The following is a 13,357-nucleotide window of genomic DNA, read 5'->3' as shown; positions in this document are numbered from 1 at the left end:
TGACGTCCTGGCTCGAAGTGGGTGCGGGGCCTTCCGGGTCAGAACACGCAGTTGTGGACCAGACCGGCCAGCACCGCGCCGATCAGCGGCCCGGCCACCGGGATCCAGGCGTAACTCCAGTCCGAGGAGCCCTTGTTGGGGATCGGCAGCAGAGCGTGCACCAGGCGCGGGGCGAGGTCGCGGGCCGGGTTGATGGCATAGCCGGTGGGCCCGCCGAGCGACAGCCCGATGCCGACCACCAGCAGCGCGACCAGCAGCACATTGATCCCCGAGCCGTAGACCCCCGCCTGCGCGCCGGGCACCTGGCCGATGCCGATGCCCTTGTTCTGGCCGAAGAACAGCAGGGGCAGCACCAGGCCGATGGTGGCGATGACCTCGGTGACGAGGTTGGCGACCGGCTTGCGGACCTCCGGGGCGGTGGCGAAGACCCCCAGCGTCGGCTGGGCCTTGTCCCGCTCGGCGTTGGCGGCGAACTGCGCGTAGTACAGCGCCCAGGCCAGTACGGCACCGATCCCCGCGCCGAGCATCTGGGCCAGGACGTACAGCGGCACCTTGGACCACTCGGTGCCGCCCGCGACCGCCGAGCCGACCGTCACCGCGGGGTTGAGGTGCCCGCCGGACAGCGGCGCCGCAGTGTACGCCCCGGCCAGTACGCCCATGCCCCAGCCGAACGCGATCACGACCCAGCCGGCGCCCCTGGCTTTGGAGTGGTGCAGGGTGACGGCGGCGCACACGCCGGCGCCGAAGAGAATCAGCATCGCGGTGCCGATCACTTCACCGGCGAAGATGTCCCCGTTGGAATACATGGCGGCTCCTTGGCTCTCGCCCCGGGGACGGGCCCCGGTCCTCCGTAGGGTGCGTCCGGAAGTGTTCACCCGAGGTGAGGGACCGTCAAGGTCGCATACAACAAAGGACATTGAGGAGCCAACGGCTCCTCGGGATGTCCCGCGTGCCGCCCTAGCCGGGAGCCCGTACCCCGCCCTGGCCGGGCGCGGCGGGGCATCCGGGCCCGGCCGGACCGGGCACCCGGACCGGTGACCCGCGCCGGACCTCGGTACGCCCCGAGCCCGGCCGGCCCAGCACCCAGCTCGCCCCCGGCAGCGCCTTCGCCGCCTTCTTCAGCGGCGCCAGCGCGGCCGCGGCCGCATGGTGCCCGCCGACGCTGCCGGGCGGGCACACCGCGGTCGCCAGCGACAGCGTGACCGCCCGCCCGCCCGCCGACCAGGCCACGTCCAGCAGCGCCGCGGCGAACGGCTCCAGACCGTCCGGCTCGGTCAGCACCAGGAAGTCGTCGCCGCCGATGTGGCCGACCCGGCAGGCCGGCTCGCCCGCCGCGACCCCGGCCAGCGTCCGCCCCACCGCACGGATCAGCTCGTCGCCGGCCGCGAACCCGGCGCCGTCGTTGACCTGCTTGAAACCGTCCACATCCAGCCAGCTCAGCGCGAAGGCCCGGCCCTCGGCGATCCGCCGGTCCACCTCGCCGTTGACCTCGTCCGAACCGGGCAGTCGGGTCAGCGGGTTGAGCCGGGCCGCCTCCTCCACCCGGCTCTCGGCCAGTGCCCGCACGATGTCGGCGAGGTGCACCACCCCCATGCACCGGCCGCGTTCGTCCACCACCGCCACATCGTCCCCCGTACGGTCGCGGTCGCCCTCGGCGATCACGTCGAGCACCTGCCAGGCGGTGGCGTCCGCCCCGACCGTCCGCGGCCGGTCCGCGAGCCGCAGCGCCGGCCGGTCGGCGTACAGCGCATGCCCGTAGCGCCCGGACAGCGACAGCAGGAACCGGTCCCGGTCGATCGCCCGGACCGGCACCCCGTCGGTGTCCACCAGTAGCACCCCCGACACCTCGGGAAAGCCGGTGAGATGGCTGCGCACCGCGCCCGCCGACGCGGACATCGGCAGCAGTGCGGCGGGCTGCAGGAACTGCGCGACCGGCGGCCCGGACGGCGGGCGGTACGGCACCGCCGGCCCGCTCACCGCCCGCGCGGCCGGCGGCGGCAGATAGACCTCGGTGGCCGGCCGCCGTGCGGGCGGCGCGAACAAGTGGCCCTGCGCCAGCTGTACCCCGGCGTCCCGCACCGCCGCGTACTGCCGCTCGCTCTCCACCCCCTCGATGGCCAGCAGCCCGCCGATCCGCTCGCACAGCTGCCGCATCGCGGCCACCGCGGCCTGCCGCCCCCGATCGGTGTCCAGCCGCGCGCACAGCGATGCGTCGAGCTTGACGAGGTCCGGCGCGAGCTCGCCGAGCAGCCGCAGCGGCAGATCGCCGTCCCCGACCCCGTCCGCGCAGATCCGGTAGCCCTCGTCGCGCAGCACCGTCACCGACTCCAGCAGCGCGGCGCGCGGGACATGGGTGAACGGCCCGACGAGATCGAGGGTGATCTCCCACGGCCGGCGGCCGATGTCGTGCACGGCCTTGCCCAGCGCCGTCAGCCGGGGCAGCTCGGCGACGGTCGTCGCGAAGACGTTGACGTGCAGCGGCAGCAGCGTCTCCTGGTGTGCCGCCGTCCGAACGGCGAGCGCCGCGAGTTCGGCGTCCAGGTCGGGACAGCGCCGTGCGGTGGCCAGAACGTCGATCTCGCCTGGCTCGGGGCGGGCGAGTATCTCCAGCGCGGCGACCGAACCGGTCGAGAGGTTCACGACGGGCTGGAAGGCGAATCGAAGCTGGTCCGTCCAGGCAGGCACGAGGAGCAGCATGCCCCGCCCCAACCCCCAACTGGGTGTGATTAACGCACTGTTCACGCACCCTTCCGGAGCGTGCGGGCGGCTGCCGCGCGATGCACACAGGACGTTCGAGGGTGCGGTGCACGTCGAGTCCGGGGCCCTGACGGTCCATCGGATTCCGGTCGGCGTGGACGCCGTGCACACCCGCTGCTAAGTTGTTCTCGTTCCGAGAAAGACTCAGAGTGAGAATGAGCCACGAGGGGGCACGGCCGTGGAGACGGACCCGCAGGGCGGCAGGAGCGGCGGCGCCGACGACGGCGAGCGCGCCTTCCTCGCGGCCTACGACCCGCGCGACTTCCCGGCCATCGCCGTGACCGTCGATATCGTCGTGCTGACCCTGCGCGCGGGCGCCCTGCACCTCCTGCTCGTCGAGCGCGGCGGCCCGCCCTTCCAGGGCGCCTGGGCGCTGCCGGGCGGCTTCGTCCGCGCCGGCCGGGAGTCGCTCGACGAGGCCGCCGCCCGCGAACTGGCCGAGGAGACCGGGCTGGACGCCACCCAGCTTCAGCGTGTCCACCTCGAACAGCTCGGCTCGTACGGCGACCCCGGCCGGGACCCGCGGATGCCCGTGGTCACCGTCGCCTACCTCGCCTTCGCCCCCGACCTCCCCGAGGCGCGCGGCGGCGGCGACGCCACGGCCGCCGCCTGGGTCCCGGTCGGCGCACTCGGGCTCGGCGAACCGGACGCGGCCCGGCCGCGTCCCCCACATCAGGGCCCGGGGCGCGGGATCCACGGGGGTGATTCCGCGCCCCGGACCCCGGCCGACCGGACACCCGGCCCAGGTGCCGCCGAGGCACCGCTCCCGCTCGCCTTCGACCACGCCCGCATCGTCGCGGACGGCCTCGACCGGGCCCGCGCCAAGATCGAGTACACCCCGCTGGCCACGGCCTTCCTCGGCACCGAGTTCACCGTCGTCGAACTCCGCGGCGTCTACGAATCCATCTGGGGCAGCCCGTTGCACGCCGGGAACTTCCACCGCAAGGTGCTCTCCGTCCCCGGCTTCGTCGAAGCCACCGGGACGACCGCGTCGCGCGGCGGAGCCCGCGGCGGACCGCGCGCCCGCCTCTACCGGGCGGGCGACGCCCGGCTGTTGCACCCGGCGCTGCTGCGCCCCGAGGAGAGCGCGCGATGACCGCCGGCGGCGCCGGCGAGGTCACTGGACGGGGAAGCCGTCACCGGACGGGGAAGTCGAAGTAGGTGTCCGGAAAGGGCTCCGGCTTGAAGGTGTAGTGCCACCACTCCTCCGGCAGATTCACGAACCCGGCCCGCTCCAGCCCCTCCTTGAGCAGCAGGCGATGGGCCAGCTGGCGCCCGCGGACGCGCGGGTCGAGGGTGTGCGCGAGGGTGTCGAAGCAGTCGAAGCCGGTCCCCATGTCGAGCGAGTTGTCCGGGAAGCGCCCGGCCCTCGGCCCGTAACAGGGCGTCAGCGGCTCACCCGGCACATACGGACGGGTGGGCACGGCCGGCAGCCGCACCAGCGTCACATCGAGCGTACTTCCCCTGCTGTGGCCCGACTTGGCCGCGATATAGCCGTCGTCGAACAGCCTGGTCTTGTCCACCCGCGGATAGAACTCCGCCTTCATCCGCTGGTCACCCAGGTCCCTGGCCCACCGCACGAAGTGGTCCACGGCGCGCTGCGGCCGGTAGCAGTCGTACACCTTCAGCGAGAGCCCCCGCCTGAGGAAGGACAGCTGCGCGCGGTGCAGCGCCCGCGCGGCGTCCCGGGTCAGCAGGCACGTCGGCCGCTGGTAGCCGTCCACCGGGACGCCCACGAAGTTGTGCGGGGTGACGTAGCGCATCTCCTGGATGATCGTGGGGTCCACCTCGCGCAGCGCGACGAACCCCTTGGGCAACGCGGACGGGGGCGCCGCCCGGTGAGCGGACCCCGCCGCCGCCCCCGACGGCAGTGTGGCGACGGTCATCAGGGCGGCGGCGGCAACGGCCAGGCCGCGCAGCGCGGCAGCGAGTCTCGGCATGGCCCCTCGTCTACCAGGCGCGGCGCGTGCGGGGGAAGAGCGCCACCGCACGCAACCGCCCGGGGAAGAGCGCCACCGGACGCAACCGCGCTACCCACCCACCAGCCCCCGCACCCGCACCGGATACCCCACCGCGCCGCCGTCCCGCCGCTCCACGACCACCCGGTCGCCCTCCCACCGCGAGGCGAAACGCTCCACCGTCGGCCGCCGCCAGCCGTCCCCGGCGTCCGGCACCACCAGACCACTGCCGCCGCGCCCGGCCGCCGGTGCCCACACCTCCAGCTCCGTCCCGCCGTCCTCGCCCGCCACCGGCAGCACCGCACCGGCCCGCACCAGCACCGGAATCCGTGACAGCGGCGCGTCCACCCACACCTGCCCGGGACCGTCGTGAGCCCGCCCGGTCGCGGTGTCGTACCACCGCCCGCGCGGCAGCCGCACCGGCCGCCGGGTCACACCCGCCGCCAGCGCCGGCGCCACCAGCAGCGCGTCCCCCAGCAGAAAGGCGTCCTCGCAGTCCCGCAGCGCGCGGTCCCGCGGCGCGCTCCACCACACCGGGCGGACGTACGGCGCCCCCGTCAGCCGCGCCAACTGGCCCAACGTCTCGAAGTACGGCAGCAGCCGCTGCCGCTCGCGCAGCGCCGTGCGGGCGTGCTCCAGCACCTCCGGCCCGAACTCCCACGGCTCCCGTCGGCCCGCCCAGATCGCCGAGTGCGTACGGAACAGCGGCAGATACGCGCCCAGTTGGAACCAGCGCAGATACAGCTCCCGGGAGGGCACCTCGGAGAACCCGCCGACATCGGGGCCGCTGTACGGCACCCCGCACAGCCCCAGCCCCAGCACCAGCGACAACGAGGCCCGCAGCCCCGACCAGCCCGTCGCCACATCCCCCGACCAGGTGCCCCCATAGCGCTGCATCCCCGCCCACCCCGAACGGGAGAAGAGGAACGGCCGCTCGGCCGGGCGCAGTTCGCACAGCCCCTCGAAGCCGGCCTGCGCCATCGCCAGACCGTAGACGTTGTGCGCCTCGCGGTGGTCGCCGCCCCGCCCCTCCAGCGCATGCCGGGCCGAGCGCGGCAGCGTCTGCTCCCCGAAGGCCGCGAAGGAGACCGGCTCGTTCATGTCGTGCCAGAAGCCGGCGAAGCCCTGCGCCAGCCGCTCCGCGTACTGCGCACCCCACCACTTGCGCACCCGCGCGTCGGTGAAGTCCGGGTACACCGACTCCCCGGCCCACACCACCCCGCGCACCTCCCGCCCCCCGGCGTCCCGTACGAAGGCATCGGACCCCGCCCCGCCCTCGTACACCGCCTCGCCCGGCTGCGCCTTCACCGCAGGATCCACGATCGACACCAGGCGCACCCCCTGCGCCCGCAACTCCCGGGCCAGACCCGGCAGATCCGGATAGCGTGCGCGATCGACGGTGAACACCCGGTGCCGGTCGAAGTGGTCGATGTCCAAATGGACGGCGGACAGCGGCAGTTCGCGCTCCTGATAGCCGTGCACCACCCGGCGCACCTCGTCCTGGCCGCCGAACCCCCAACGGGCGTGCTGGTGGCCCAGCGCCCACTGGGGCGGCAGTGCGGGCGCCCCGGTCAGTGCCGTCCAGACCTGCAGCACCCTGGCGGGGGTGCCGGCCAGCACCCAGTAGCGCAGCGGCCCGCCGTCCATCCGCACCTCGCAGCTGCCCGGACGGTCGTGCCCGGAGCCCGCGCCCTCCGCGCCTTCCCGGAGCAGCACCCGGCCGTCCCAGGAGTTGTCGTGGAAGATCAGATGGGTACCCGCGTCCGCCACCACCAGTTGCACCGGCATCGTCACCGACAGCGGATCGTCGCCCGGCTCGAACGCACCGCCCGGATCGGTGTTCCACAGCCGGTAGACGCCGTCCCGCAGCCGCGGCCCGTGCGCCCGGCCGCCCAGCCCGAAGAACCGGGCATCGGCCGCCACCTCCGAGCGCTGTATCCACCGCGACGCGCCGCACGCCTCCGGCCGCCCGCCCGCCCCGGATACGCCCTCCGCGTCCGTACGGTCCCACCAGCGCGGCGGCAGCTCCCGCCGCAGCACCGCTCCACCCGGTGTGCGCACCTCCACCGCGCCGTGCCGGGACACCGCCACCAGCACCCGCTCGGAGACCACCCGCCAGCCGCCCTCCGTATCGGGCTCCAGCACCGCCCGGGCGTCCACCTCGGGACACGCCCCGGCCAGCGCGTAGGAGGGCTCCGGCTCGGCACCGTCCCAGCCGCAGAAGACGGCACCGCCCGACGCCACCCGCACCCGCAGCGACGACCGCGCGAAGCGGATCACCCCGCCGCCCGGCAGCGGCTCCGCGCCACACGCCGCCCCCGGTACCCGTGCCCGCTCCCCGCCGCCGCGCGGCAGCGCCTTCGCATCCGCCCTCCGCGCCCGCCACGCCGAGCGCACGGACCGCAGCCCCTGCGCCGGCCCGACCGCCCTGACCACCCGTACCGACCGCACCAGATCACGCCCGTCCATGCCGGTCAGCCTGCCATTGACGTCCGGGCATCCGGGCAGCGTTCAACTGCCGTTCACCTGCACGAGGTCACGCTCGGCCACCTTGAGGCCTGAGGACCGCCGCCCGGTGGCCGAATCCCGGCGGCCCCCTTCCCGGCCCGGCCCGCACCACATGGCTACGCCACATCCGCCACACTCCGAATATGGGCAGCCCACCCTGGTGCACAAGTCGATCACATGGCATCGTCCAGGAAAGCCGTGTCACGCGCACACGTCGGGCCGGGGGACCCCCACCGCGGTGCGCGCCCGACGCATACGACGCACACCACGCGTACCGACCGGGAGCCGCATCATGACCACCGCACCGCAGTCCGACCACCGGCCGGAACCCCTCTGGCAGCCCGGCCCGGACCGTATCGCCGGCGCGCAGGTCACCCGCTTCCACACCTGGGCCGCCGAGCGGCACGGCGCGCCCGCCGCCACCCCCGGCGACCCCGCCGCGAGCTACGCCGCGCTGCACCGGTGGTCCGTCGACGCACTGCCCGCCTTCTGGCAGGCCACCGCCGAATGGTTCGACGTCCGCTTCGCCACCCCCTACGACACCGTCCTCGCCGACTCCGCTATGCCCGGCGCCCGCTGGTTCCCCGGCGCCACCCTCAACTACGCCGAGCACGCCCTGCGCGCCGGCGAGGACCCGGCGCGCGCCGACGACCCCGCGCTCCTGTACGTCGACGAGACCCACGAGCCCACCCCCGTCACCTGGGCGGAGCTGCGCGCCCAGGTCGGATCGCTGGCCGCCGCACTCCGCCGCCTCGGCGTCCGTCCCGGAGACCGGGTCAGCGGCTATGTCCCCAACATCCCGCAGGCCGTCGTCGCCCTCCTGGCCACCGCCGCCGTCGGCGCCGTCTGGACCTCCTGCGCCCCCGACTTCGGCGCCCGCAGCGTCCTGGACCGCTTCCAGCAGATCGAACCGGTCGTCCTGTTCACCGTCGACGGCTACCGCTACGGCGGCAAGGAGCACGACCGCCGCGACACCGTTGGCGAACTCCGCGCCGAACTGCCCACTCTGCGCGCCGTCGTCCACATCCCGCTGCTCGGCACCCCCGCTCCCGAAGGCGCCGTGAACTGGTCGGACCTGACCTCGCAGCACACCGAACCGGTCTTCGAACAGGTCCCGTTCGACCACCCGCTGTGGGTCCTGTACTCCTCCGGCACCACCGGACTGCCCAAGGCCATCGTCCAGTCCCAGGGCGGCATCCTGCTCGAACACCTCAAGCAGACCGGGCTGCACTGCGACCTCGGCCCGGGCGACCGGTTCTTCTGGTACACCTCCACCGGCTGGATGATGTGGAACTTCCTCGTCGCCGGCCTGCTGGTGGGCTCCACCATCGTGCTCTACGACGGCAGCCCCGGCCACCCCGACATCACCGCCCAGTGGCGGGTCGCCGAAACCACCCGCGCCACCGTCTTCGGCACCTCCGCCGCCTACGTCATGGCCTGCCGCAAGGCCGGCATCCATCCCGCCCGCGACCTCGACCTCTCCGCCATCACCTGCGTGGCCACCACCGGCTCCCCGCTCCCGCCGGACGGCTTCCGCTGGCTGCACGACTCCTTCGCGGAGAGCGGCGCCGACCTGTGGACGGCCTCGGTCAGCGGCGGCACCGACGTCTGCAGCTGCTTCGCCGGCGCCGTCCCCACCCTCCCCGTCCACATCGGTGAACTCCAGGCCCCCTGCCTCGGCACCGACCTGCAGGCCTGGGACCCCCAGGGCAAGCCCGTCATCGACGAGGTCGGCGAACTCGTCGTCACCAAACCCATGCCGTCCATGCCCACCCGCTTCTGGAACGACCCCGACGGCGCCCGCTACCACGACAGCTACTTCGACATGTACCCCGGTGTCTGGCGGCACGGCGACTGGATCACCGTCACCTCCCGCGGCAGCGTCGTCATCCACGGCCGCTCCGACTCCACCCTCAACCGCCAGGGCGTCCGGATGGGCTCCGCCGACATCTACGAAGCCGTCGAACGGCTCCCCGAGATCCGCGAATCCCTCGTCATCGGCCTGGAACTCCCCGACGGCGGCTACTGGATGCCGCTCTTCGTCCACCTCGCCCCCGGCGCCACCCTCGACGACGACCTGCGCGACCGCATCAAGCGCACCCTGCGCGAACAGCTCTCGCCGCGGCACGTCCCCGACGACATCATCGAAGCCCCCGGCGTCCCCCACACCCTCACCGGCAAGCGCATCGAGGTGCCCGTCAAACGCCTCCTCCAGGGCACCCCCCTCGACAAGGCCGTCAACCCCGGCTCCGTCGACAACATCGCACTCCTGAGCTTCTACGAGCGGGTGGCCCGCGACCGCGCGGCCGAACGCCCCACGACGTAGACAGCGGGCCCGGCCGGCGCCGGACCGACCGGGCACCTGCTGCCTGTCGGTCCGGCGCCGACCGCGATTGTCAGACCCCCCGATTACTGTGAGTGACAAGTGACGTTCGGTCAGCGCCCCGCTCGCAACGGGCGCATCTCACCCAGGGGGAGTCATGACATCCGCATCCCGGCACACCAACCGGTCCGCCGCCCACCGCACACTGCGCCGCGAAGTCCCCAGCACCGCCGCCGTCCTCGCGGACGAGCAGGACTTCACCGCCATGCGCCGCTACCGCACCTTCCCCTTCGACGACCACGGCAGCTACCTCCAGCAGATGGAGACCCTGCTGCGCACCCTCGCCGCCCAGGGCGTGCTCACCACCCTCAGCCTCTTCGACCCGGCCGCCTTCGAGAAGTACTGCGCGGAGCGTGACCTGGACCCGGACCGCCCCGACAGCCGCACCCGCTACACCGCCGAAGCCGCCCGCACCGGCGCCCGGGTGACGTACGAAGGCGAGCCGCTGCGGCAGCTGCTGCCGTTACTCGTCGAGGAGGCCGACCGCCAGGCGGCCTGGAACCACGCCGCCGCCCTCCTCGCCCGCGCCGGCAGCTGCGACGACTGCGGCGCCGACCTCGCCCACTCCGCCTTCACCCGCGCCACCCAGGCCCTCCAGCAGCTGCTGACGTCCCTCGGCGGCGGCACCCACCACCTCGTCTGCTCCGTCGCCGCGGGCGAGCCGTCCCTCCTCGCGGTCCTGCGCGCCACCGACGGCGCCGGCGACCGCCTCAGGCTCGCCGAAGCCGAGACCCTCGTCTTCTGCACCGTCCTCGCCACCGGCCTCGCCCTGCGCACCCCCGGCGGCATCGTCTCCCGCACGACCGCCGACCCCACCGGACCCGCGGGCTCCGCCCACCACGGTGCCACCGCCGGGCCCCTGCGCGACACGGTCCGCGGCTGGTCCCTGCGCGACTCCTGGCTCCGCCCGCTCACCGCCGCCGAGGTCTTCACCGCCTACTGCACCGACGCCGACAGCGGAGAACCGATCCCGCCCGAGCCCGGCGTCGACTACGCCCCCGGCCTGCCCCTCGACCCCCCGCCCGACGCCCACGACCACTGAGCCGCACGCAACCGCGGCACACACAAAACGGCCGCCCCGCCACAAGGGCGGGACGGCCGTCAAGGCTCCTACGACGTCTCCTGCGACATCACTCGCCGGAGAGCACTGCCTGCGCGGCCGCCCGGGCGTCATCGGCGGTGTCCGCGGCCCGCGCCGCGGCCGCCGCACGCTCGCACTGCGCCAGCGTGTGCTTGGCCAGCGTCGCCCGCACATAGGGAAGCGACGCCGCACCCATCGACAGGCTGGTGACACCGAGCCCCGTCAGCACACACGCCAACAGCGGATCGGAGGCCGCCTCACCACAGACACCACAGCTCTTGCCCTCGGCCTTCGCGGCCTCGGCCGAAGCCGCCACGAGGTCGAGCAGCGCCGGCTGCCAGGGATCCTGCAGGCGCGAGACCGCACCCACCTGACGGTCGGCGGCGAAGGTGTACTGCGCCAGGTCGTTGGTCCCCAGCGAAAGGAACTCCACCTCTTGCAGAATCGAGCGGGCCCGCAGCGCCGCGGACGGAATCTCGACCATCGCACCGAACTTCGCCCGCAGCCCGGCCTCCCGGCACGCGTCCGCGAACGCCTTGGCGTCGATCCGGTCCGCCACCATCGGGGCCATGACCTCGAGGTAGACCGGCAGACCCTCGGCAGCCTTCGCCAGCGCCGTCAGCTGGGTACGCAGCACCTCGGGGTGGTCGAGCAGCGTACGCAGACCCCGCACACCCAGCGCCGGGTTCGGCTCATCCGCCGGCGTCAGGAAGTCCAGCGGCTTGTCGGCACCGGCGTCCAGCACGCGTACGACCACGCGGCCCTCCGGGAACGCCTCCAGCACCTTCCGGTACGCCTCGACCTGCTTCTCCTCGGACGGCGCCTGCTTGCTGTCGTCCAGGAAGAGGAACTCGGTACGGAAGAGCCCGACACCCTCGGCCCCGGCCTCCACGGCGGCGGCCACATCACCGGGACCACCGACGTTCGCCAGCAGCGGCACCTTGTGCCCGTCAGAGGTGGCCCCGGGACCGGACGAGGCGGCCAGTGCCGCCTTCCGCTCCGCGGCGGCCCGCTCCAACTCCGCCCGCTTCTCGGCGCTCGGTTCCACGAAGATCTCTCCGGTGCTGCCGTCGACGGCGATCACCGTGCCCTCGACCAACTCACCCGCGCCCGGCAGCGCCACGACGGCCGGCACACCCAGCGCCCGCGCCAGAATCGCGCTGTGGCTGGTCGGCCCGCCCTCCTCGGTGACGAACCCGAGCACCAGCGTCGGGTCCAGCAGCGCGGTGTCGGCCGGCGCCAGATCCCGCGCGATCAGCACATACGGCTCGTCGCTGTCCGGCACACCCGGCATCGGCACACCCAGCAGCCGGGCGACGATACGGTTGCGCACATCGTCGAGGTCGGCGACCCGCCCCGCCAGGTACTCACCGGCACCGGCAAGCAGCGCCCGGTAGGCCGCGAAGGCGTCGTACACACCGCGCTCGGCGGTGCTGCCGACGGCGATCCGCCGCTCGACGTCCGCCATCAGCTCGGGGTCCTGCGCCATCAGCGCCTGGGCCTCCAGAACGGCCTGTGCCTCGCCGCCCGCCAGGTTTCCACGCGCTATCAGGTCGGCGGCGACGGCCTCCACGGCCTGACGGGCACGCCCCTGTTCGCGCTCCGCCTCATCGGCCGGAATCTGCTTGGCCGGCGGCTCCAGAACCGCCGTGCCCATGTGCCGCACCTCGCCTATCGCCACACCGTGGCTCACACCGACGCCTCGCAGCGTTGTCTCCATTGCACCCGTCTCCGGTTGATGCGACGGCCCGGCCGCCGCGGTGAATGTCGTCTCTGCCGTTGGGGACGGCGCCCGGCTACTGCCAGGAGAAGAGCTCGTCGCCCGCCTTGATGTCGCCGTCCTCGCGCACATCGCCGAGCGAGTCGGCGGTGGCCTCGAGCGCGACGACCGGGCACACCGGCGACTTGCCGGCCTCCTCGACCGCGGCCGGGTTCCAGCGCACGATCTCCTGGCCGCGGGTGACGGTGTCGCCCTTGTTCACGAGCAGCTCGAAGCCCTCGCCATTGAGCTGAACGGTGTCGATACCGAGGTGAGTGAGCACGCCGTGCCCCTCACCGTCGACGACGACGAACGCATGCGGGTGCAGTGAGACGAGAACACCGTCCACGGGCGAGACGGCGGTAGACGGTTCACGAACGGGGTCGATGGCGGTACCGGGACCCACCATCGCGCCGGAGAACACCGGGTCGGGCACAGCCGCGAGTCCGATGGCGCGTCCTGCGAGCGGGGACGTCACGGTGGTCATGGGAAGCCTCCCAGGGGTGGAGATTCATCAGGCCGCCGTCACTACCTGTCCTGGACGGCGCACCGTTCAGAAGCGTAAGTCATAGGAACTGACGGTTCCGCATGACAGGCGCCAGTTGCACACCGCGCGTCCCGCTGAATCGATTTGCCTCGCCCACAGCAGAGCTGTACTGTCTGAGACCTGCCCCAAACAACCAGACGCAATCACTGCGTCCGGTTGAGGTGGGCGGCACTCCCAGCGTCTTGATCGCGACTCAAGAATTGCGCTTCTGCATGTCTGCAGAAAAGCAGCGGTTCGAAAGCCGGAAAAGGCCTGATAGAGTGTGAAACACCGAAGGGAAGCGCCCGGAGATCCTGGTGAAACAGGAACAAAGGAAGCGTCCGTTCCTTGAGAACTCAACAGCGTGCCAAAAGTCAACGCCAGA

General features: G+C 73.1%; 9 protein-coding genes. 3 read left to right on the top strand and 6 right to left on the bottom strand.

Features of this window, described 5'->3' with window-relative positions:
• Positions 1-38 precede the first annotated feature (38 nt).
• Together ACZ5XZ_RS16095 and ACZ5XZ_RS16090 are read right to left on the bottom strand one after the other, a co-directional pair.
• Entirely contained in the window at positions 39-806 is a 768-nt protein-coding gene (locus ACZ5XZ_RS16095; RefSeq protein WP_468978249.1) for an MIP/aquaporin family protein, read from the bottom strand.
• A gap of 151 nt (positions 807-957) precedes the next feature.
• On the bottom strand, positions 958-2,685 hold the full coding sequence (locus ACZ5XZ_RS16090) for a bifunctional diguanylate cyclase/phosphodiesterase (RefSeq protein ID WP_468978247.1): 1,728 nt from the start codon (positions 2,683-2,685) through the stop codon (positions 958-960).
• A 250-nt stretch (positions 2,686-2,935) separates the two neighbouring features.
• Here ACZ5XZ_RS16090 and ACZ5XZ_RS16085 point away from each other — a divergent pair, with 250 nt between their 5' ends.
• Positions 2,936-3,853, top strand: a complete 918-nt coding sequence (locus ACZ5XZ_RS16085) for an NUDIX hydrolase (RefSeq protein ID WP_468978244.1) — start codon at positions 2,936-2,938, stop codon at positions 3,851-3,853.
• A 40-nt stretch (positions 3,854-3,893) separates the two neighbouring features.
• Here ACZ5XZ_RS16085 and ACZ5XZ_RS16080 read toward each other — a convergent pair whose 3' ends face one another.
• Together ACZ5XZ_RS16080 and ACZ5XZ_RS16075 are read right to left on the bottom strand one after the other, a co-directional pair.
• A complete protein-coding gene (locus ACZ5XZ_RS16080; RefSeq protein ID WP_468978243.1) occupies positions 3,894-4,697 on the bottom strand; it encodes a M15 family metallopeptidase in 804 nt (267 codons plus the stop codon).
• A gap of 90 nt (positions 4,698-4,787) precedes the next feature.
• The gene (locus ACZ5XZ_RS16075) at positions 4,788-7,184 is read right to left on the bottom strand and encodes a glycoside hydrolase family 31 protein (RefSeq protein ID WP_468978241.1); all 2,397 of its coding nucleotides are present in this window, start codon (positions 7,182-7,184) and stop codon (positions 4,788-4,790) included.
• A gap of 331 nt (positions 7,185-7,515) precedes the next feature.
• On the opposite strand from ACZ5XZ_RS16075, the gene ACZ5XZ_RS16070 reads away from it, so the two are divergent.
• Both ACZ5XZ_RS16070 and ACZ5XZ_RS16065 read left to right on the top strand, forming a co-directional pair.
• Positions 7,516-9,549, top strand: a complete 2,034-nt coding sequence (locus ACZ5XZ_RS16070) for an acetoacetate--CoA ligase (RefSeq protein WP_468978239.1) — start codon at positions 7,516-7,518, stop codon at positions 9,547-9,549.
• A gap of 154 nt (positions 9,550-9,703) precedes the next feature.
• Positions 9,704-10,648: a hypothetical protein gene (locus ACZ5XZ_RS16065; RefSeq protein ID WP_468978237.1), complete on the top strand. Its 945-nt coding sequence runs from the start codon at positions 9,704-9,706 to the stop codon at positions 10,646-10,648.
• Positions 10,649-10,736: 88 nt separating this feature from the next.
• Here ACZ5XZ_RS16065 and ptsP read toward each other — a convergent pair whose 3' ends face one another.
• Together ptsP and ACZ5XZ_RS16055 are read right to left on the bottom strand one after the other, a co-directional pair.
• Entirely contained in the window at positions 10,737-12,407 is a 1,671-nt protein-coding gene (gene ptsP / locus ACZ5XZ_RS16060) for a phosphoenolpyruvate--protein phosphotransferase (protein ID WP_468978236.1), read from the bottom strand.
• A gap of 76 nt (positions 12,408-12,483) precedes the next feature.
• On the bottom strand, positions 12,484-12,933 hold the full coding sequence (locus tag ACZ5XZ_RS16055; protein WP_468978234.1) for a PTS sugar transporter subunit IIA: 450 nt from the start codon (positions 12,931-12,933) through the stop codon (positions 12,484-12,486).
• Positions 12,934-13,357 lie beyond the last annotated feature (424 nt).

This window comes from Streptomyces sp. NPDC033270, from assembly GCF_055576575.1.
The sequence above is the reverse complement of the archived record's forward strand: the minus strand, read 5'-3'. Positions and strand labels throughout refer to the sequence as shown.